Consider the following 22,257-nt stretch of genomic DNA (forward strand, 5'->3'; position numbering starts at 1 on the left):
AGGTGACAGATTGTGAGTGGAATCATTACTATTTTAGGTTTAGGTGCTGGTGAATTAGATCATCTAACGATGGGTGTATATCGAAAGATAAAAGAAGCAGATCATCTGTTTGTTAGGACGAAGGAACATCCAGTTATAGAAGAATTGGAGAAAGAAGGCGTACAATATACGGCTTTTGATGATGTATATGAAGCGCATGATACGTTTGAAATTGTATATGAAACAATTGCGAATAAATTGCTAGAACAAGCTGAAGGTACAGAAATTATCTATGCTGTTCCAGGGCATCCGCTTGTAGCAGAAAGAACAGTTCAGCTACTGTTGGAAAAAGGTGAAGATTCAAATGTTGAAGTGCGAATTGAGGGTGGACAAAGTTTCCTTGATCCTATGTTTGCAAGCCTAAAGATTGATCCAATTGAAGGATTTCAATTACTTGACGCTACATCATTTAAAAGAGGACAATTAGAATTACGTCAACATCTAATCTTTTGCCAAGTATATGATGCATTCGTTGCATCTGATGTGAAATTAACATTAATGGAGATGTTGCCGGATGATTATGAAGTGTATATCGTAACAGCTGCAGGAACTTCATTTGAACAAGTAAAGAAGGTACCGTTGTATATGTTAGATCATGAAACGGAATTGAATAATTTAACGAGTGTGTATGTGCCGCCAGTTCAGGAGCGTGCATCCTTGTATCAACAGTTCGATGTACTTAGAGAAATTATTGCAGAACTTCGAGGCCCAAATGGTTGTCCGTGGGATAAAAAGCAAACACATCAATCATTAAAGAAATATTTAATTGAGGAAGCTTATGAAGTATTGGAAGCAATTGATGAAGAGGATGATGATCACTTAGTAGAAGAATTAGGTGATATATTATTACAAGTTATGCTTCATGCTCAAATTGGAGAAGATGAAGGTTGGTTTTCTATAGATGATATCATTCGAACTCTATCTGAGAAAATGGTTCGTCGCCATCCACATGTATTTGGAAATACGGATGTAAACAATGCTGATGAAGTGATTGCCAATTGGGAAGAAATTAAAAAACAAGAAAAAGGATTCGTGAAAGAATCTGTTTTAAATGGCGTTCCAAAAAGTTTGCCGCAGTTACTACGCGCCTATGAAATTCAGAAGAAAGCCGGTAAGGTTGGATTTGATTGGGTTGATGTGCAGCCTATGATAGAGAAAGCTTTGGAAGAATGGCAAGAGTTCCAACAAGAAGTTACAAACATGGATGAGGAAAAGATGCTAGGTGAGTTTGGTGATTTACTATTTGCATTTGTTAATATAGCTCGTCATTATAAAATAGATCCAGAAGAGGCGTTACGTTCAACTAATGAGAAATTTACTGGTCGTTTTTTATACATGGAGGCAAAAGTAGCTGAAATGAATAAAGAGATGGAAGATTTATCATTAGAACAGTTAGATGTTTTATGGGAAGAAGCGAAACAAACAGAGCGTTAATAGGGGGATTTGAGATGCGTCTAGATAAGTTTTTAAAAGTGTCACGTTTAATTAAAAGAAGAACATTAGCGAAAGAAGTAGCTGATCAAGGAAGAATATCTATTAATGGTCAAGTGGCAAAAGCAAGTTCGGATGTGAAAGTAGCTGATGAATTAACAATTCGTTTTGGTCAAAAAATAGTGACTGTAAAAATAAATGAATTGAAAGAAACAACTAAAAAAGAAGATGCAGCAAATATGTATAGCTTAGTTCGCGAAGAAAAAGTAAAAGCGGAAGAAGGCTTGTTCTAAAATCATTTATCCCCTCATACATTACTATTAGCTAGTAAAAACCTATGGGGGGATTTACGTGAATAATGGTTACTCACCTACGTCTTCTAATCAACAAAATGTTTCTGTGGAGCATGATATTATTATGCGTGGAAGGCGTGTAATTGATATTACTGGTGTGAAGCAGGTAGAGAGTTTTGATAGCGAAGAGTTTTTACTCGAAACCGTAATGGGTTTTTTAACGATTCGTGGTCAAAATTTACAAATGAAAAATTTAGATGTAGAAAAAGGTATTGTGTCGATTAAAGGGAAAGTTCATGAGATGCTGTATATTGATGAAAATCAAGGAGAAAAAACTAAAGGTTTCTTTAGTAAGTTGTTTAAATGAGCTTAACAATTCAGTTGTATACAATGCTTTCAATGATTGGAATGGGTGCTTGGATTGGAGCATCTTTAGATACATATCAACGTTTTTTAAAGCGTCAAGAACGTAAACGTTGGCTTGTATTTATACATGATATACTATTTTGGATTGTCCAAGCATTATTTGTCTTTTATGTATTGCTTCTCGTAAATGAAGCTGAGTTACGTATATATGTGTTTTTGGCATTATTATGTGGTTTTGCGGCATATCAAAGCTTACTGAAAGCACTATACATGAAGCTGTTAAATTTTCTCATCTATATTTTTATGCAAACAACATATTTTTTTGTTCGAATTATACAGCTACTCATGATAAAACCTGTTATTATTATAGCGCAGCTATTTATTGCATTTATATTATTCTTATTTCGTATACTGCTTTCAATTGGACATGTGTTATGGAAAATGGTGATTTGGATATTACTTTTCATATGGAAAGTTTTTTTCTGGCCTGTTCGATTTATTGCTTCGCTCATATGGAAACTTCTCCCTAATCGTGTTAAACTTTTTATAGTGAAACATATAGGGTTCCTGCAATATATAGCAAAATTGAAGGGACATATCTTCCAAATATGGGAGCGTATAAAAAAGAAGTTAGGGGGACCTCGGAAATGAGGGAACTGAGACAAAGAACAATCGAAAAACAGAGTCCAAATCCTGTTAAAGAGCATATAATACAAACGGATGAGAACAGGAAGCGACTTTATCGCCGTTTAGCGGTTTTTCTTGTCTTTACTTTTACAATTATTGCGAGTATTAGTGTAACGTTTTATCAACAAAACAGTTCCATTAAAGCAAAAGAAGCAAAAGTTAAGGACATGAAAAAAGAACTGGATTCATTAACGAATAAAGAAAAAAGTCTAAAAGACGAAGTTCAAAAGTTAAATGATGAAGAGTACGTATTAAAGATTGCTAGAAGGGATTATTTCTTCTCTGGTAAAGGGGAGATAATTTTTCCTGTTTCGAAGTAGAGTATGTCTTATTGACACTATATTTTAGGATTATATATAATAAAGTAAAATTTGACTTTTTAACCACTAAGGAGGAGCATTTTTTTTATGTCAATCGAGGTAGGCAGCAAGTTACAGGGTAAAGTAACAGGTATTACAAATTTTGGGGCTTTTGTGGAGCTGCCAGAAGGCTTAACTGGTCTTGTTCATATTAGTGAAGTTGCTGATAACTATGTAAAAGATATTAACGATCACTTAAAAGTGGGCGACCAAGTAGAAGTAAAAGTTATTAATGTTGAAAAAGATGGAAAGATTGGTTTATCTATCAAAAAAGCGAAAGAACGTGAAAAAACAGAAGGAGATCGTCCACGCGGTGAATACCAACGCGGTGGTGATCAACAACGTTCTGGACGTCCACAACGTAATAATCGCTCTTTCAACAGAGATAATCGCGGTGGCGGTAACGACCGAGCTCCAAAAGAAACATTTGAGCAAAAGATGGCACGCTTCTTAAAGGATAGCGAAGATCGTTTAACTTCTTTAAAGCGTAACACAGAGTCTAAACGTGGTGGCCGTGGCGCACGTCGCGGATAATAAGACCGTTTAGTTTTTAACATATAGAGAGGTACCCAGAGTGATGGCTCAGGGTACTTTTTTATATGTGAAAATATATTTTAAAAAAGTTTTCAAGATATGTTGACTTTAAATAATATCTGATGTAAGATACTAATTGTCCGTTAAATACGACGACATGGCGGTGTAGCTCAGCTGGCTAGAGCGTACGGTTCATACCCGTGAGGTCGGGGGTTCGATCCCCTCCGCCGCTATATTTAATTTAACGGCCCGTTGGTCAAGTGGTTAAGACACCGCCCTTTCACGGCGGTAACACGGGTTCGAATCCCGTACGGGTCATCTAAAAAGATCATGCAAATTTGCATGATCTTTTTTTGTTAAATGGATTAAGATATACAACACTTCTACAAAATCACCCTATATTTTCTGAATGTTTAATTAAAAAAACGAAATAACTTACATACCGTGTATATCTGTAGAGTTATTTCGAATAAAAAGTCGAACGATTATAAAAGTGAAAACTGTTGTTTTGACAAAAATCCCAACAATCATCTTTTATAATGACAGTAATTAAACTATGCAGGTGGTGTTAAAAGTATGCCTAAAGCAGGAAGGAATACTATGAATACAAGTGCATTGGCAATGAATGAGAGTCAGCTTGGAGGAATAAAGTGGACGAGTAAGTTGCGAATGAAATTTGAACAAGTTTTCTTTAGATGGGGATTTATTATTGTTGTTATTGGTTTTCTTTTGGGAAGAGCATATATATTAACAAATATCTTACCGTTTGCACTACCATTTTTTGCTGCTGTTTATGTTATGAAGCGGGATAAGATGCCGCTAGCATTTTTAGCTCTAATGGGAGGAGCTCTTTCAGTCTCGATAGATAATTTGTTTTTTACTTTTGCATCTATCTTTACTTTCTTCATTTATAATATCTTCTTTAGTAGATTCACACGTAAAACCGTTGGACTTGTTCCATTTCAAGTATTTATCTCCGCATTAACCGCACACTTAGTTGTTGTATATTTTGCACAACAAACTGTCACCATGTACGATTTACTCGTTAGTACCATTGAGGCTGGGCTTAGTTTTGTATTAACTATGATATTTTTACAAAGTGTTCCGCTTTTAGTAGAAAGGAAAGGAAAACAACAGGCGTTAGAGACGGAAGAAATTGTTTGTTTGATTATATTACTAGCATCTGTTTTAACGGGTACAACAGATTGGTTTGTATATGATGCTTCTATTCAACATATTTTTACACGGTATTTAGTACTAGTATTTGCATTTATTGCGGGTGCTGCTACAGGATCTACAGTGGGGGTCGTAACAGGTTTGATATTAAGTTTAGCAAATGTATCTAGCTTGTCCCAGCTTAGCCTTCTTGCTTTTTCTGGATTGCTTGGTGGGTTGTTAAAAGAAGGGAAGCGTTTAGGTGTTAGTTTAGGTTTATTAATTGGGACAAGCTTAATTACATTATATGTAGACAAACAGACAAATATTGTAACGACTTTAATTGAGTCAGGCGTAGCGATTGCTATCTTCTTATTAACGCCAAAGCTTGTTTTAGATCGTATTGCTAAATTTATGCCAGGTACACAAGAGCATTCGCAAGATCAACAACAATATTTAAGAAGGATGCGCGATGTTACAGCGAACAAAATCAACCAATTTGCAAATGTATTTGCTGCTTTATCTAATAGCTTTTCTGTATATGGGTATGTAGAGGAAGAAGATAAAGAGACAGAAGCAGATTTGTTTTTGAGTACAATTACTGCGAAAACATGTCAAACATGCTTTAAAAAGGATCAATGCTGGGTAGTGAATTTCGATAAAACGTACGATTATATGAAACAAATAATGAGTGAAACGGAAGAAGGAACCCTGCAACATAATCGTAAATTAGTTCGTGAGTGGGACAAGCATTGTGTGAGAGGGAAAAAAGTGACGGATTTAGTAGCGGGTGAATTAGATCATTTCTATGAGGGACAAAAATTACGAAAACAAATGAAGGAAAATCGTAGAATAGTTGCGGAGCAACTATTAGGTGTATCAAAGGTTATGGAGGATTTTGCTAAGGAGATACAACGAGAGCGTGAAAATCATCAGGTGCAGGAAGAACAGATTATGCAAGCGTTCCGTGATTTTGGTGTCGAAGTAGAGCATGTTGATATTTATTGTTTAGATAGAGGAAGTATTGATATTGAAATGTTGATTCCCGTTGCATCTAATGAACATGGTGAATGTGAAAAGTTAGTTGCACCGATGCTTTCGGATATCCTTAAAGAAAATATTGTCGTTAAACATGAAGAAAAGTCTTCTTATCCGAATGGCCACAGTTTAATATCATTCGGTTCGGCGAAGACGTATTCTCTTGATACGGGATTGGCCACAGCTGCAAAGGGCGGTGGATTTGTTTCGGGTGACTCTTATGCGATGATGGATTTAAGTGTTGGCAAATATGCACTTGCGATTAGTGATGGTATGGGGAATGGGCAAAGAGCTCATATGGAAAGTAAGGAAACGGTGAAATTATTACAAAAAATACTCCAATCCGGTATTGACGAAGAAATAGCGATTAAGTCTATTAATTCAATTCTTTCTTTGAGAACGACGGAAGAGATGTTTACGACATTAGACTTAGCTATGGTAGATTTGCGAGATGCGAGTGCAAGGTTTTTAAAGATCGGATCAACGCCGAGTTTTGTTAAACGCGCGAATAATATTTTGAAAATTGAAGCAAGTAATTTGCCGATGGGAATCATCGAAGATGTTGAAGTTGATGTGGTGGGTGAACAATTAAAAACGGGCGATATCCTTATTATGATGAGCGATGGGATTTTTGAGGGAGCGCAGCATGTAGAGAATCATGAATTGTGGATGAAACGAAAAATTAAAGAATTGCAAACCGAAGACCCGCAAGAAATTGCTGATATCATTATGGAAGAAGTGATTCGCTCTTGTGATGGTTATATAAATGATGATATGACTATTGTAGTGGCAAAAGTGAAGAAAAATATGCCGAAGTGGGCTACGATTCCGATTGTAGGCATGCAGGCGCAGTAAAATGTAAGTGGAATGTTTATCTAAAATTTGATTTTAAAAACCTAGGCGAATACCTAGGTTTTTTTGTGGGAAAAGGTAATGCTATTGATTTTGTGAATACAGACGGAGGATGTAAGATAAAAATGTAATTTTTGTATATCTTTTTTTTGCACAATGTTTGTAAAAGTTGTACCATTATAGACAAGGCGACTAATGTTGCTGTTCTTGTTTAATGAAAGGTGATTGCGAAGTTGAAAGATACATTTGTTGAAAAAGTAGATGACTTTGTAAAGCAGCATGATGTATTAAAGAATGATTCAACAATTGTTGTGGGAGTTTCTGGTGGTCCTGACTCGTTAGCCCTTTTATATTATTTATTAGAAAAAAGAGCGGAAAAACAGTTGGAAATTGTAGTAGCTCATGTGGATCATATGTTTAGAGGTGATGAATCTCATGAGGATTTACAGTTTGTGCAGGACCTTTGTGAAGAACTGGGAATTATTTGTGAAACGATAAGAATTAATGTATCACAATATCAACAGCAATACGGGATGAATGCACAGGTTGCTGCTAGGGAATGCAGATATGCATTTTTGGAAAGAATAATGAAGAAATATGATGCAAGATATGTTGCTCTTGGACATCATGGAGATGATCAAGTAGAGACGATTTTAATGCGTCTTGTAAGAGGGAGTACTCCGAAAGGATATGCAGGAATTGCAGTGAAGCGTCCTTTTCATAATGGATATTTAATTAGGCCGTTACTTGGGGTAACGAAGGAAGAAATTGTTGATTACTGTAATAAGCTAAATTTAATTCCACGTATAGATCCGAGTAATAAAAAGGAAGTATATACAAGGAATCGATTACGTAAATATGTCCTTCCTCACTTAAAAGAAGAAAATCCACAAATGCATGAGAAATTCCAAAAATTTAGCGTGCAGATGCAAGAGGATGAGGCTTATTTGCAGGAATTAGCTTTTGAGAAAATGAATAAAGTAATTACAAAAAAAAGTGATAAACAAATTAGCTTATCAATTCCTGCCTTTGAATCCATGTCTATGCCTTTACAAAGAAGAGGGATTCAACTAATATTAAACTATCTTTATGAATATAAGATTCCATCTTCTCTTTCTTCTATACATATTGACAAGGTGATTGAGTTTTTTAAGCGGACACAACCTTCAGGTTCACTTGATTTTCCAGGTGATTTGAAAATTGTTCGTACATACGAGGAGTGTAGCTTTAGATTTAAACAAGAAATTGTCTCTCCTTTTTTGCAAGATTTATCAGTACCCGGGATCATTACGCTATTGAACGGGGATGAATTTGTAACAGAGGTGAGCGAAGATATACCAAGTAACATGAATGAAACAGTATTTGTTGCTAAGTATAATGATATATCATATCCACTTCGTATTCGTTCTAGGGAAAATGGAGATCGCATGTCAATACAAGGTATGGATGGCACGAAAAAGATAAAAGCTATTTTTATCGAAGCGAAAGTACCAAAAGAAAAAAGGGAAGAATGGCCGGTCGTTTGTGATGCAAGTGGGAACATTATTTGGGTACCCTTGTTGAAGCGATCTGCATTTGCAATTTCGAAAGAGATGGCAAAGAAGGGTAAATATATGATTATTCACTACAAAAGCAAGGAGTCTTCCGGGAGGATAATGAAATGATGAATCAAGATATCGAAAAAGTATTAATTTCTGAAGAACAAATACAAGAAAAGGTGCGCGAACTAGGTGCAGTTATTGCAGAGGATTATAAAAACACAGTACCCCTTGCAATTGGTGTATTAAAAGGCGCAATGCCATTTATGGCAGATTTATTAAAGAGAACAGATACATATCTTGAAATGGATTTTATGGCTGTATCTAGTTATGGTCACTCTACAGTTTCAACAGGCGAAGTGAAAATTTTAAAAGATCTTGATACTTCTGTAGAAGGTCGTGATATTTTAATCGTCGAAGATATTATTGATAGTGGTCTTACACTAAGCTACTTAGTAGACTTATTCAAATATCGTAAAGCGAAGTCTGTAAAAATTGTTACATTATTAGATAAGCCAACAGGCCGTAAGGTTGATCTGAAAGCGGATTATGTTGGATTTACTGTTCCACATGAATTTGTAGTAGGATATGGATTAGATTATAAAGAGCAGTACCGTAATCTTCCTTATGTAGGCGTATTAAAACCAAGCGTTTACTCAAATTAATTAAATACAGGCTTTACAATTGTATAGGAAAGTTTTTCTATGTTACGATTTACTATAGTGTTTATGCCGTGAGAGGAGGTTAGGAATGAATCGTATCTTCCGTAATACCATCTTTTATTTACTGATATTCTTAGTAGTAATTGGAATCGTGAGCTATTTTAATGGTTCGACACAAAAAACGACATCAGTTAGCTACGACAAATTCATTACTAAACTAGAAAGCGGTGAAGTGCGTAATGTGCAACTTCAACCGAAAAATGGTGTATTTGAGGTAAAAGGACAATTCAATAACTCTAGCCAAGGAGAACAATTTGTTACTTATGCACCAAATACTGAGGAATTACAAAAGAAAATCAATGATAAAGCGAAAGGTGCCGAAGTTAAGTATCAACCAGCAGAAGAAACAAGTGCTTGGGTAACATTCTTTACTTCAATCATTCCGTTTGTCATCATCTTCATTTTATTCTTCTTCTTATTAAACCAAGCTCAAGGCGGCGGTAGCCGTGTTATGAACTTCGGGAAAAGTAAGGCGAAGTTATATAATGATGAAAAGAAAAAAGTTCGTTTCAGAGATGTTGCTGGGGCGGATGAAGAGAAACAAGAACTTGTTGAGGTAGTTGAATTCTTAAAAGACCCTCGTAAGTTTTCTGAAGTTGGTGCCCGTATTCCAAAGGGTGTCCTATTAGTTGGACCTCCAGGTACAGGTAAAACTTTATTAGCACGTGCTGTTGCAGGTGAGGCTGGCGTTCCATTCTTCTCTATCAGTGGTTCTGACTTTGTAGAGATGTTTGTCGGTGTCGGTGCATCACGTGTACGTGATTTATTTGAAAATGCAAAGAAAAATGCTCCTTGTATCATTTTCATTGATGAAATTGATGCAGTAGGTCGTCAACGTGGCGCAGGTCTTGGTGGTGGTCATGATGAGCGTGAGCAAACATTGAATCAGTTACTTGTTGAAATGGATGGATTCGGTGCAAACGAAGGTATTATTATCATTGCTGCGACAAACCGTCCAGACATTCTTGACCCAGCGTTATTACGTCCAGGTCGTTTTGACCGTCAAATTACAGTAGATCGTCCAGATGTAAATGGCCGTGAAGCTGTACTGAAAGTACATGCGCGTAATAAACCGCTTGATGAGCATATTAATTTAAGAGCAATTGCGACTCGTACACCAGGATTCTCTGGTGCGGATCTTGAAAACTTATTAAACGAAGCTGCTTTAGTAGCTGCACGTCGAGATAAGAAGAAAATTGATATGAGTGATATCGATGAAGCAACGGATCGTGTTATTGCAGGTCCAGCTAAGAAAAGTCGTGTTATCTCTGAAAAAGAACGTAATATCGTTGCTTTCCATGAAGCAGGCCACACTGTAATTGGTGTTGTTCTTGATGAGGCTGATGTCGTTCATAAAGTAACAATTGTCCCTCGTGGTCAAGCTGGTGGATATGCGGTAATGCTTCCGAAGGAAGATCGTTACTTCATGACAAAGCCAGAGTTACTTGATAAAATCACTGGTTTACTTGGTGGTCGAGTAGCTGAGGAGATTGTATTTGGTGAAGCAAGTACAGGTGCTCACAACGACTTCCAACGTGCGACTGGTATTGCAAGACGTATGGTTACGGAATTCGGTATGAGTGATAAGCTTGGACCGATGCAATTTGGTAGCTCACAAGGTGGTCAGGTATTCTTAGGAAGAGACTTCCATTCAGAACAAAACTACAGTGATGCAATTGCGCATGAAATTGATGTGGAAATGCAAACGATTATTAAAGACTGTTATGCTCGTGCGAAACAAATTCTTACTGAAAAACGAGATAAGCTTGATATTATCGCAAAAACGTTACTTGAAGTAGAAACATTAGATGCAGAGCAAATTAATCATTTATATGATTATGGCAGATTACCTGAGCGTCCAACATCTTCAGATGATGTGAAAGTAAACATCAATATGAAGAAAGACGATGAAGATAAAGAAGATAAGTAAGAAATGAAGGAGTGACTATCGTCACTCCTTTTTTATTTGTTAAGATTTTTGCTAATTACTATTGAGGGCTTAGTGGATAAAGTAATTTAAGTAAAACTAGTATTAAAAATTGAAATAGAGAGCAATCTTTTTGTAAAATGATGAGGATAGGAAAGCTGATTATATAAGTATGTGTGATATGATGTTTTTATAAGTTTTATACATACTACACAAATATAGATTAAATAAGATAAGTGGTGAGAATATGATTTTTGTATTGGATGTAGGGAACACAAATGCTGTACTAGGCGTGTTTGAAGAGGGGGAACTTCGTCAGCATTGGCGCATGGAAACAGATCGTCATAAGACAGAAGATGAATATGGAATGCTTGTAAAACAGTTACTTGATCATGAGGGTCTCTCGTTTGAAGATGTGAAAGGTATTATTGTGTCTTCAGTCGTACCACCAATTATGTTCGCTTTAGAACGTATGTGTGAAAAGTATTTTAAAATTAAACCGCTTGTAGTAGGACCTGGAATAAAAACGGGGCTAAATATTAAATATGAAAATCCACGTGAAGTAGGCGCAGATCGAATTGTAAATGCAGTAGCAGGAATCCAATTGTATGGAAGTCCACTTATTATTGTTGATTTTGGTACGGCTACTACATATTGTTATATTAATGAAGAAAAGCATTATATGGGTGGAGTTATTACGCCAGGAATTATGATTTCAGCAGAGGCTTTATATAGTAGGGCGGCAAAACTTCCTCGTATTGAAATTACAAAACCGAGCAGTGTTGTTGGGAAGAATACAGTAAGTGCGATGCAATCAGGTATTCTTTATGGTTATGTAGGACAAGTGGAAGGTATTGTTAAGCGTATGAAAGAGGAAGCTAAACAAGAACCGAAAGTTATTGCAACAGGTGGATTGGCGAAATTAATTTCAGAGGAATCGAATGTAATTGATATTGTAGATCCATTTTTAACGTTAAAAGGCTTGTATATGTTATATGAGCGTAATGCAAATTTACAGCAGGAGAAAGGTGAATAAATAAGTATGAAAGATTATTTAGTAAAAGCGTTAGCGTTTGATGGAGAAGTACGTGCGTATAGTGTACGTACAACAAATACAGTAAGTGAGGCACAAAGACGTCATGATACATGGAGGACAGCTTCGGCGGCACTTGGTCGTTCTTTAACTGCAGGTACAATGATGGGTGCGATGTTAAAAGGTGATCAAAAGTTAACGATTAAGGTAGAAGGTAATGGTCCGATTGGCCCTATCTTAGTGGATGCTCATGCAAATGGAGATGTACGTGGCTACGTAACGAATCCACATGTTGATTTTGAAGGAACGGAACAAGGGAAATTACGTGTATATCAAGCGGTAGGTACAGAAGGTTTTGTAACAGTAATTAAAGATATTGGTATGCGTGAGCCGTTTATCGGTCAATCCCCAATCGTTTCGGGAGAACTAGGGGAAGATTTCACGTATTATTTCGCAGTTTCTGAGCAGACGCCTTCTTCTGTTGGTGTCGGTGTCCTTGTAAATGGAGATGACAGCGTATTAGCGGCGGGTGGATTTATCCTTCAAATTATGCCGGGCGCACAGGAAGAAACAATTTCATTCATTGAAGATCGTTTGCAAAAAATCCCGCCTGTATCAACATTGATTGAACGAGGCCTTTCTCCAGAAGAGCTACTATATGCAGTCCTTGGAGAAGATAAAGTAAAAGTATTAGAAACAATGGATGTTCAATTTAATTGTACGTGTTCACGTGAGCGTATTGAGAGTGTGTTAATTAGTTTAGGTAAAACAGAGTTAGAGCAAATTCGTGAAGAAGAAGAAGAGACAGAAGTTCATTGCCATTTCTGTAATGAACGTTACAAGTTCTCTAAAGAAGATATTACAAATTTAATTGAGAATTTGTAATAAGGGGATTAACCCTCCGAATAGATTGACAAACAGGGAATTTTCTGACAAAATCTAAATATAGATAAAACCAATAAAAATACTCGGTGTTAGGAGTGACAGGAATGCGAGTGGCACAATCAGTTTCAGAATTAATCGGGAAAACGCCGATCGTTAAGTTGAACCGCATCGTAGAATCAGACAGCGCAGATATATACTTAAAACTAGAATTTATGAATCCGGGGAGTAGCGTTAAAGATCGTATTGCACTAGCTATGATTGAAGATGCTGAAAAAAAGGGATTGTTAAAAGAGGGCGATACAATCATTGAACCAACAAGTGGTAACACAGGTATTGGTTTAGCGATGGTAGCGGCTGCTAAAGGATATAATGCAATTTTAGTAATGCCAGAAACAATGAGTATTGAGCGTCGTAATTTATTACGTGCTTACGGTGCTGAATTAGTATTGACTCCAGGTCCTGAAGGGATGGGTGGAGCAATTCGTAAAGCAACTGAATTAGCAAAAGAGCATGGTTACTTTATACCGCAACAGTTCCAAAATCAATCGAATCCACAAATTCACCGTTTAACAACAGGTCCAGAAATTGTTGAACAAATGGGTGATCAATTAGATGCGTTTATTGCAGGTATTGGTACAGGTGGAACAATTACTGGTGCTGGTGAAGTGCTGAAGGAAGCATATGAAGGTATTAAAATTTATGCAGTAGAACCTGCGGATTCACCAGTGTTATCTGGTGGGAAACCAGGTCCACATAAAATCCAAGGAATTGGGGCGGGATTTGTCCCAGAGACATTGGATGTAGAAGTATATGATGAAATTATTCAAGTGAAAACAGAGCAAGCATTTGAATATGCGAGAAGAGTGGCTAAAGAAGAAGGTATTTTAGTTGGTATCTCTTCAGGAGCAGTTATTTATGCAGCAACAGAAGTTGCGAAAAAGTTAGGTAAAGGGAAAAAGGTACTCGTTATTATTCCAAGTAACGGTGAACGTTATTTAAGTACACCACTTTATCAATTTGAATCATAATTAAATGCGATTGAAAAAGCATCCTTGAAAAAGGATGCTTTTTCTTTTTGGATTGGAAATAGGAAAAGAGTGAATGACTAGAAAACTTCATGTAAAATAAGAGGTAGTATAATTAAATTATTTTCACTAGCCTTCGAGTATAATCAATCTCTATATAAATAACTTATGTAGTTTGAGGTGGTTCATCTAAGAGGGTGGGATAAAAGAAGACGGGGTGTTGATATGCAACGAAGAAAATCTTTAGCGCTTTCTATTCCATATCAGTTAGATTTCTTTAAGCAATATAAATTTCTTTCTCAGGATAAGCCGCAACATATTTTGCTGGAAAGTGGACGTGGCGGTCGTTATAACATAGTGGGTTTAAACCCGGTAGCGGTAATCCAAGGAAAGGGTGTAAAGTTACATATAAGTGAAAGTGGTAAGGAAACAATAAAAAAAGGGAATCCATTAGATTTAATGCAAGAATATATGGAGAAATGGAAAACAGACTACAATCCAGAGTACCCACCTTTTCAAGGTGGTGCAATGGGCTACTTTAGTTATGATTGTATCCGTTATATTGAAAAACTCCCTTCTCTTGCAGAGGATGATCTGAATATACCCGATATATACTTTTTATTATTTGATGATGTGTTTGTCTATGATCAAAAAGAAAAGGTATTGTGGATTATTACACATTATGTAGATAAGCATGCAGAAGCGGAAGAACGTTTAAATGAATGGAAGGATCTTTGGACGGCAGAAGTGCCTGAAGTGACTATGCCGTTTGAACGTCCTAAAAAGAAAAATGAAGCGGTTGCCTTTACAGAAGCAGGCTTTATGAAGGCTGTTGAATGTATTCAAGAGTATATTGGAAATGGTGATGTGTTTCAAGTAAACTTGTCGACAAGACAGGAAAGAACTTTACAAACGCATCCACTAGAAATTTATACAAGTCTTCGTAAAATTAATCCATCTCCATATATGGGTTACTTAGAGCTTGGGGATTTTCAAATTGTTAGTGCTTCGCCTGAATTGCTGATTAAAAAACAAGGGCAAGAAGTAAGTACACGACCAATTGCAGGTACAAGATCCCGAGGTGCAAATGAACAAGAGGATCAAGACTTAGCAAGGGAATTAATTGAGAACGAAAAGGAACGAGCAGAGCATGTGATGCTTGTAGATTTAGAGCGAAATGATTTAGGACGTGTTTGTAAATATGGTACTGTAGAAGTCGATGAATTTATGGTAATTGAAAAGTACTCACATGTTATGCATATCGTTTCCAATGTGCGTGGTGAGGTGGAAGAAGATAAGGATGCTTTCGATTTAGTGAAAGCTGTATTTCCTGGTGGAACAATTACTGGTGCACCGAAAATACGTACGATGGAGATTATAGAAGAATTAGAGCCTGTTCGTCGAGGGATTTATACAGGTTCAATTGGTTGGATTGGTTATTCTGGAGATACGGAATTAAATATTGTCATTAGAACGCTTCTTGCGAAAGATGGGCAAGCACATGTGCAAGCTGGAGCGGGAATTGTAATTGATTCAAATCCGAAAAATGAATATAAAGAGTCGTTAAAAAAGGCAATTGCTTTATGGCGTGCAAAAGAAAGTAGCGAAGAAACGGTTAGGTGAGAGAAATGATATTAATGATTGATAATTATGATTCTTTTACATTTAATTTAGTACAGTTTCTTGGAGAACTTGGACAAGAGCTTGTTGTTAAGCGTAATGATGAAGTGAGTATTGCAGATATTGAGAATATGAAACCAGATTTCTTAATGATTTCGCCAGGTCCATGTAGTCCTAATGAAGCGGGGATTAGTATGGAAGTTATTAAATACTTTGCTGGGAAGATTCCGATTTTTGGAGTTTGTCTTGGGCATCAATCGATTGCACAAGTATTTGGTGGAGAAGTTGTTCGTGCAGAGCGATTAATGCATGGAAAAACGTCACTTATGCATCATGATGGGAAAACGATTTTCTTAGATATTCCTAATCCATTTACTGCAACGCGTTATCATTCCCTGATTGTTAAGAAAGAGTCATTGCCAGATTGTTTAGAGGTAACATCTTGGACAGAGGAAGGGGAAATTATGGCGATTCGTCATAAGACACTGCCGATAGAGGGTGTGCAATTCCACCCAGAATCTATTATGACTTCTCATGGGAAAGAGTTACTACAGAACTTCATTCGTAAATATAGTCCAAGTGTGACATCATGTTAATTTACGTAAATGGCGAGTATGTAGAAGCGAATGAAGCGAAAATCTCCCCTTATGACCATGGTTATTTATATGGGCTGGGAGTTTTTGAGACATTTCGTATTTATAATGGTCATCCTTTTTTGTTAGATGATCATTATAACCGTTTAATAGGTGCGCTAGATGCATTGCAAATTAAATGGACAATGACAAAAGATGACGTGATGCTTATTTTGAAAAATCTACTCGCTAAGAATGAATTGGAACATGCGTATGTACGTTTTAATGTATCAGCAGGTGTAGATGAAATAGGATTACAAACGGAAATGTATGAAGACCCTTCGGTTATTGTTTTTATAAAACCTTTAACAGCTTCAGGAGATGTAGTAGAAAAAGAAGGGGTTATTTTAAAACAAGTGCGAAATACACCAGAAGGAGCATTTCGTCTGAAGTCTCATCATTATCTAAATAATATTTTAGGGAAGCGTGAAATTGGAAATGTAGTGAGCAAGGAAGGTATTTTCCTTACTGAAGCAGGTTATGTTGCAGAGGGGATTGTTTCGAATCTCTTTTTTGTGAAAGGTGATGTTTTATATACACCTTCGTTAAAAACAGGGATTTTAAATGGTATCACTCGTGCGTTTATTATAAAAAGTGCTGAAGAATTGAATATAGAAGTAAAGGAAGGTTTCTTTACAAAAGATGAATTACTTTCAGCAGATGAAGTCTTTGTAACAAACTCAATTCAAGAAATTGTTCCGCTTTATCGTATAGAAGCGCAGGATTTCCCGGGTAAAGTAGGAGTAGTTACAAAAAGTTTAATGTACCTTTATGGAATGCAGAGAGAGAAATTATGGAGCAGAAATGAATTACGAAGAGGAGATGTGTAGTTTGAAGTGGGATTATGATTTACGCTGCGGCGAATATACATTGAATTTAAATGAAAAGACATTAATTATGGGGATTTTAAATGTAACACCAGATTCGTTTTCTGATGGTGGGAGTTACAACGAGGTAGATGCTGCGGTACGTCATGCAAAAGAAATGCAAGGTGAAGGTGCTCATATTATTGATATTGGTGGCGAATCTACTCGCCCGGGTTTTGCTAAAGTATCAGTAGAAGAAGAAATAAAGCGAGTTGTCCCGATGATTCAAGCGGTTTCAAAAGAAGTGAAATTGCCTATATCTATCGATACATATAAAGCTGAAGTTGCAAAGCAAGCAATTGAGGCTGGTGCTCATATTATTAATGATATTTGGGGAGCGAAGGCGGAGCCAATAATTGCTGAAGTCGCAGCTCATTATGATGTACCTATCATTTTAATGCATAACCGCGATAATATGAATTATCGTAATTTAATGGCGGATATGATTGCTGATTTGTATGATAGTATCAAAATTGCTAAAAATGCTGGTGTGCGAGATGAGAATATTATTTTAGATCCAGGTATCGGTTTTGCTAAAACACCTAAGCAAAACTTAGAGGTGATGCGTAATTTAGAACAGTTAAATGTGCTAGGTTATCCGGTTCTCTTAGGTACATCGAGAAAGTCCTTTATTGGGCACGTATTAGATTTGCCAGTAGAGGAACGCCTTGAGGGAACGGGAGCTACTGTTTGTCTTGGTATTGAAAAGGGTTGTGAGTTTGTTCGTGTCCATGATGTGAAAGAAATGGCGCGTATGGCTAAAATGATGGATGCAATGATTGGTAAGGGGGTAAAGTAATTGGATAAAATTTATATCCATGATATGGAGTTTTACGGTTATCATGGTGTGTTCCCGGAGGAAAATAAATTAGGTCAGAGATTTAAAGTTGACTTAACGGTGGAGTTGGATTTAAAGCGTGCAGGGGAAAGTGATGAATTAGAGCATTCGGTCAATTATGGAGAGCTTTTCGAATTATGTAGAAAAGTTGTTGAAGATAGAAAGTATAAGCTTGTGGAGAGTATCGCTGAAAATATTGCTGCAGATATATTAAAACAATATGAAAGTATTTCACGATGTACAATTAAGGTAATTAAGCCGGATCCACCGATACCAGGTCATTATCGTGCTGTAGCAGTAGAAATTACGAGAGAACGTCCATGAATAATATAGCATACATTGCATTAGGGTCAAATATTGGAGAGCGTTATACGTATCTAACCGAAGCGATTCAGTTCTTAAATAAAAATCCTTATATTCAGGTTGATGATATTTCATCTGTATATGAAACTGAGCCAGTTGGCTATACTGACCAAAGTTGCTTTTTAAATTTAGTTATAAAAATTTCTACCAATTTATCACCACAAGAATTATTGAAAGTAACACAAAAAGTAGAAAATGACCTAGGAAGAAAAAGGGAAATTAGGTGGGGGCCGAGGACTATCGACCTTGACATTTTACTTTATAATCAAGAGAATATTGAAGCAGAGAATCTTATTGTTCCGCATCCGCGGATGTTTGAAAGAGCTTTTGTTATCGTTCCGTTGTTAGAGATTAATCAAGACATAAAACAAAACATTTCACGTTCACAAGTAGAAGAAATGAAAAGGCGAGAGGGAGTAACGGTATGGAAGCAGAAAAATGGGGAAGACGCATTCGTGCTTTTCGAAAGCTAAAAGGCTACACGCAAGAAGGTTTTGCTAAAGAATTAGGGGTATCTGTATCTGTTTTAGGTGAAGTTGAGAGAGGGAATCGATCACCTTCTCAAGATTTTGTAGTAGAAGTTGCTAAGGCATTAAATGTTTCGATAGATGAATTAATGCCAAAGTGACTGTGCAGGAAGGAGTAGGTTGATTGTTAAAGATTGCAAATATTGAGATGAAAAATCCGGTTGTATTAGCACCGATGGCGGGAGTGTGTAATTCTGCATTCCGTTTAACAGTGAAAGAATTTGGTGCAGGTCTAGTTTGTGCTGAAATGGTAAGTGATAAGGCAATATTACTGAATAACAAAAGAACATTAGATATGTTATATATCGATGAGAGAGAAAAACCATTAAGTTTACAAATTTTTGGTGGAGAGAAAGAAACTCTTGTAGATGCTGCGAAATACGTAGATAAATATACGACAGCAGATATTATTGATATCAATATGGGTTGCCCAGTACCGAAAATCGTAAAATGTGATGCGGGGGCAAGGTGGCTTTTAGATCCCAATAAAATATATGAAATGGTAGCAGCGGTTGTAGATGCTGTTGAAAAGCCGGTTACAGTTAAAATGCGTATCGGTTGGGATGAAGAACATATTTTCGCAATAGAAAATGCTAGAGCTATTGAGCGTGCTGGTGGACAAGCTGTGGCGGTTCACGGACGTACGCGAGTGCAAATGTATGAAGGTAAAGCGGATTGGGATATCATTAAACAAGTAAAGCAAGCTGTGAATATCCCGGTTATCGGAAATGGTGATGTCGAAACACCGCAAGATGCGAAGCGAATGCTTGATGAGATTGGTGTAGATGGTGTTATGATTGGCCGTGCGGCTCTTGGGGATCCATGGATGATTTATCGTACAGTAAAGTATTTAGAGACAGGTGAATTAATGCCGGAACCAACAGTGCGCGAGAAAATTGATGTATGTATGTTGCATCTAGATCGTCTTATCGACTTAAAGAACGAAAGTGTCGCTGTAAGAGAGATGAGAAAACATGCAGCTTGGTATTTAAAAGGTGTTCGTGGTAATGCGAGTGTACGTAATGGTATTAATGCTTGTAACACACGTGAAGACCTTGCGAATGTGTTAGGTGCATTTGTAGAAGAAGTAGAAGCGAAACAACAAACAATTTACGTTGGTTAATAAGGAACATAGGAGATTGACATTCTTCTATACACTTCCTATAATTACGTGAAAGAAAGAAGAACTGCCAGTTAGTTGCTGGCAGTTTTTCTAGTTGAGTAGAAAATGCTATACTGTATATATTGTAAAAATTAATAGAGCTGGAGTGATATCAATATCATGGATAACATGAACCACGAAGAATTAAACGACCAATTGCTTGTTCGTCGTGAAAAGCTACATAATTTACGTGAGCAAGGAATCGATCCGTTCGGTAAACGATTTGAACGCACAAATTCAACGACCGACTTAGTAAGTTTATATGGAGAATTCTCTAAAGAAGAATTAGAAGAGAAAGAAATCACTGTTTCTATCGCTGGTCGTATTATGACAAAACGCGGTAAAGGAAAAGCTGGATTCGCGCACATTCAAGATTTACACGGACAAGTTCAAATTTACGTTCGTAAAGATACTGTTGGAGATGAAGAGTACGAGTTATTTACGACAGCAGATTTAGGTGACTTAGTAGGTATTGAAGGTAAAGTGTTCAAAACAAACGTTGGAGAACTTTCAGTAAAAGCAACGGGATTTACGCTTTTAACGAAATCTCTCCGTCCGTTACCGGATAAATATCATGGATTAAAAGATGTTGAACAACGATACCGTCAACGTTACTTAGACTTAATTACAAGTATGGAAAGTCGTGAAACATTTGTTACTCGCAGTAAAATTATTCGTGAAATGAGAAGATATTTAGATGACAACGGTTATCTTGAAGTAGAAACGCCTATGATGCACGCGATTGCAGGTGGAGCATCTGCTCGTCCTTTCACTACGCATCATAATGCGTTAGATATGGAATTATATATGCGCATCGCAATTGAACTTCATTTAAAACGTCTTATTGTGGGCGGATTAGAAAAAGTTTATGAGATTGGCCGTGTATTCCGTAATGAGGGTGTATCAACTCGTCATAACCCTGAGTTTACGATGATTGAATTATATGAAGCGTACGCTGATTATAATGATATTATGAAACTAACAGAAAATATGGTTGCTCATATTGCGAAAAAAGTATTGGGTACAACAACAATCCAATATGGTGATTATGAAATTAATCTAGAACCAGAATGGACACGTCTTCATATGGTAGATGCAATTAAGCAACACTCTGGAGCGGATTTCTGGAATCCGATGAGTGTAGAAGAAGCGCGTGAGCTTGCGAAAGAACATAATGTAGAAATTAAGGATACAATGGAAGTTGGTCATATTATTAATGAGTTCTTCGAGCAAAAAGTAGAAGATAAATTAATCCAACCAACATTTATTTACGGTCATCCGGTAGAAATTTCGCCACTTGCGAAAAAGAATGATGAAGATCCACGATTCACAGATCGTTTCGAATTATTTATCGTTGCACGTGAACATGCAAATGCATTTACTGAGTTAAATGATCCGATCGATCAAAAAGAACGTTTTGAAGCGCAATTAAAAGAGCGTGAACAAGGTAATGACGAAGCACATATGATGGATGACGATTATATTGAAGCTCTTGAGTACGGTATGCCTCCTACGGGTGGATTAGGAATTGGTATTGATCGTCTAGTTATGTTATTAACAAATGCACCATCTATTCGTGATGTATTATTATTCCCTGCTATGCGCCATAAACAAGACTAAGCTTTGGAGATTTCTCCAAAGCTTTTTTTATTTGAGTATGAGTTGCGTGGGTATAATAGATCTTGATGGTGCGAGAAATTATACTTATATAGAAGAAATGTGCTGTTTTTATACTTTTTTACTAAGTTAAAAATTTTATTAGAAAAACTATTGCATTTTAATAATCAAACTGGTATATTTATATTCGTTGCCACGAAAGGTAACAAGCAAAACAAACGAAAAACAACTTATTGAAAAAAGTTGTTGACGAGAATGTAACGAAATGTTATATTGATAAAGTCGCTTCTGAGCGACCAAGTAGTTCTTTGAAAACTGAACGAAACAAACAACGTGAAACGTCAATTTTTATTTTTAGATGCTAGACAAACTAACTTTATTGGAGAGTTTGATCCTGGCTCAGGATGAACGCTGGCGGCGTGCCTAATACATGCAAGTCGAGCGAATGGATTGAGAGCTTGCTCTCAAGAAGTTAGCGGCGGACGGGTGAGTAACACGTGGGTAACCTGCCCATAAGACTGGGATAACTCCGGGAAACCGGGGCTAATACCGGATAACATTTTGAACTGCATGGTTCGAAATTGAAAGGCGGCTTCGGCTGTCACTTATGGATGGACCCGCGTCGCATTAGCTAGTTGGTGAGGTAACGGCTCACCAAGGCAACGATGCGTAGCCGACCTGAGAGGGTGATCGGCCACACTGGGACTGAGACACGGCCCAGACTCCTACGGGAGGCAGCAGTAGGGAA

At 36.9% G+C, this 22,257-nt stretch carries 22 protein-coding genes, 2 tRNA genes and 1 rRNA gene (1 of these 25 only partly in view); all 25 read left to right on the forward strand.

The features are described from left to right. The first annotated feature begins 12 nt into the window (after positions 1-12). A complete protein-coding gene (gene yabN, locus AC0ONG_RS26550; RefSeq protein ID WP_103623501.1) occupies positions 13-1,473 on the forward strand; it encodes a bifunctional methyltransferase/pyrophosphohydrolase YabN in 1,461 nt (486 codons plus the stop codon). A 14-nt stretch (positions 1,474-1,487) separates the two neighbouring features. Continuing rightward, positions 1,488-1,763 carry an RNA-binding S4 domain-containing protein gene (locus AC0ONG_RS26555; protein ID WP_001234876.1) on the forward strand — a complete coding sequence of 92 codons (276 nt, stop codon included), beginning with the start codon at positions 1,488-1,490 and terminating at the stop codon, positions 1,761-1,763. Positions 1,764-1,821: 58 nt separating this feature from the next. Beyond that, positions 1,822-2,130: a sporulation protein YabP gene (yabP, locus tag AC0ONG_RS26560; protein ID WP_001059105.1), complete on the forward strand. Its 309-nt coding sequence runs from the start codon at positions 1,822-1,824 to the stop codon at positions 2,128-2,130. Then, positions 2,127-2,780, forward strand: coding sequence for a spore cortex biosynthesis protein YabQ (gene yabQ, locus AC0ONG_RS26565; RefSeq protein ID WP_000059770.1), 654 nt, complete (start codon positions 2,127-2,129; stop codon positions 2,778-2,780). The genes yabP and yabQ overlap by 4 nt, the downstream gene beginning before the upstream one ends. Then, entirely contained in the window at positions 2,777-3,136 is a 360-nt protein-coding gene (divIC, locus tag AC0ONG_RS26570; protein WP_001208739.1) for a cell division protein DivIC, read from the forward strand. Before yabQ ends, divIC begins: the two co-directional genes overlap by 4 nt. 87 nt (positions 3,137-3,223) lie before the next feature. Continuing rightward, complete coding sequence (locus AC0ONG_RS26575) at positions 3,224-3,709, forward strand: S1 domain-containing RNA-binding protein (protein ID WP_000021451.1); 486 nt, start codon at positions 3,224-3,226, stop codon at positions 3,707-3,709. A gap of 159 nt (positions 3,710-3,868) precedes the next feature. Further along, positions 3,869-3,942 (forward strand) — tRNA-Met (locus tag AC0ONG_RS26580). A gap of 13 nt (positions 3,943-3,955) precedes the next feature. After that, positions 3,956-4,027: transfer RNA gene (locus AC0ONG_RS26585), tRNA-Glu, on the forward strand. Between the two features lie 258 nt (positions 4,028-4,285). Further along, positions 4,286-6,757: a stage II sporulation protein E gene (spoIIE, locus tag AC0ONG_RS26590; RefSeq protein WP_001123551.1), complete on the forward strand. Its 2,472-nt coding sequence runs from the start codon at positions 4,286-4,288 to the stop codon at positions 6,755-6,757. Between the two features lie 230 nt (positions 6,758-6,987). Beyond that, positions 6,988-8,418, forward strand: coding sequence for a tRNA lysidine(34) synthetase TilS (gene tilS / locus AC0ONG_RS26595; protein ID WP_000655456.1), 1,431 nt, complete (start codon positions 6,988-6,990; stop codon positions 8,416-8,418). Then, positions 8,415-8,957, forward strand: a complete 543-nt coding sequence (hpt, locus tag AC0ONG_RS26600) for a hypoxanthine phosphoribosyltransferase (protein WP_000981846.1) — start codon at positions 8,415-8,417, stop codon at positions 8,955-8,957. The genes tilS and hpt overlap by 4 nt, the downstream gene beginning before the upstream one ends. A gap of 85 nt (positions 8,958-9,042) precedes the next feature. Further along, positions 9,043-10,944, forward strand: a complete 1,902-nt coding sequence (gene ftsH, locus AC0ONG_RS26605; protein WP_001079668.1) for an ATP-dependent zinc metalloprotease FtsH — start codon at positions 9,043-9,045, stop codon at positions 10,942-10,944. Between the two features lie 244 nt (positions 10,945-11,188). Beyond that, complete coding sequence (locus tag AC0ONG_RS26610) at positions 11,189-11,977, forward strand: type III pantothenate kinase (protein ID WP_000578366.1); 789 nt, start codon at positions 11,189-11,191, stop codon at positions 11,975-11,977. A 6-nt stretch (positions 11,978-11,983) separates the two neighbouring features. Then, entirely contained in the window at positions 11,984-12,859 is an 876-nt protein-coding gene (gene hslO, locus AC0ONG_RS26615) for a redox-regulated molecular chaperone HslO (protein ID WP_000656369.1), read from the forward strand. A gap of 104 nt (positions 12,860-12,963) precedes the next feature. Beyond that, positions 12,964-13,887, forward strand: a complete 924-nt coding sequence (cysK, locus tag AC0ONG_RS26620) for a cysteine synthase A (protein ID WP_001261716.1) — start codon at positions 12,964-12,966, stop codon at positions 13,885-13,887. A 222-nt stretch (positions 13,888-14,109) separates the two neighbouring features. Beyond that, positions 14,110-15,507 carry an aminodeoxychorismate synthase, component I gene (pabB, locus tag AC0ONG_RS26625; protein WP_001189711.1) on the forward strand — a complete coding sequence of 466 codons (1,398 nt, stop codon included), beginning with the start codon at positions 14,110-14,112 and terminating at the stop codon, positions 15,505-15,507. A 5-nt stretch (positions 15,508-15,512) separates the two neighbouring features. Beyond that, positions 15,513-16,100: an aminodeoxychorismate/anthranilate synthase component II gene (gene pabA, locus AC0ONG_RS26630; protein WP_000602284.1), complete on the forward strand. Its 588-nt coding sequence runs from the start codon at positions 15,513-15,515 to the stop codon at positions 16,098-16,100. Continuing rightward, positions 16,094-16,966, forward strand: a complete 873-nt coding sequence (gene pabC / locus AC0ONG_RS26635; RefSeq protein ID WP_136997679.1) for an aminodeoxychorismate lyase — start codon at positions 16,094-16,096, stop codon at positions 16,964-16,966. The genes pabA and pabC overlap by 7 nt, the downstream gene beginning before the upstream one ends. Then, positions 16,941-17,801, forward strand: a complete 861-nt coding sequence (gene folP / locus AC0ONG_RS26640; protein ID WP_002084136.1) for a dihydropteroate synthase — start codon at positions 16,941-16,943, stop codon at positions 17,799-17,801. Before pabC ends, folP begins: the two co-directional genes overlap by 26 nt. Further along, on the forward strand, positions 17,802-18,164 hold the full coding sequence (gene folB, locus AC0ONG_RS26645; RefSeq protein ID WP_000358066.1) for a dihydroneopterin aldolase: 363 nt from the start codon (positions 17,802-17,804) through the stop codon (positions 18,162-18,164). Beyond that, positions 18,161-18,676, forward strand: a complete 516-nt coding sequence (gene folK / locus AC0ONG_RS26650) for a 2-amino-4-hydroxy-6-hydroxymethyldihydropteridine diphosphokinase (RefSeq protein ID WP_001059450.1) — start codon at positions 18,161-18,163, stop codon at positions 18,674-18,676. Before folB ends, folK begins: the two co-directional genes overlap by 4 nt. Continuing rightward, positions 18,628-18,831 carry a helix-turn-helix domain-containing protein gene (locus AC0ONG_RS26655; protein WP_000387030.1) on the forward strand — a complete coding sequence of 68 codons (204 nt, stop codon included), beginning with the start codon at positions 18,628-18,630 and terminating at the stop codon, positions 18,829-18,831. Before folK ends, AC0ONG_RS26655 begins: the two co-directional genes overlap by 49 nt. 23 nt (positions 18,832-18,854) lie before the next feature. Further along, positions 18,855-19,853, forward strand: a complete 999-nt coding sequence (gene dusB, locus AC0ONG_RS26660) for a tRNA dihydrouridine synthase DusB (RefSeq protein WP_000912244.1) — start codon at positions 18,855-18,857, stop codon at positions 19,851-19,853. A gap of 159 nt (positions 19,854-20,012) precedes the next feature. Next, positions 20,013-21,512, forward strand: coding sequence for a lysine--tRNA ligase (lysS, locus tag AC0ONG_RS26665; RefSeq protein ID WP_000369685.1), 1,500 nt, complete (start codon positions 20,013-20,015; stop codon positions 21,510-21,512). 373 nt (positions 21,513-21,885) lie between these two features. Beyond that, positions 21,886-22,257 (forward strand): 16S ribosomal RNA (locus tag AC0ONG_RS26670) (it continues 1,180 nt past the right edge of the window).

The organism is Bacillus sp. TCT6 (assembly GCF_056033845.1).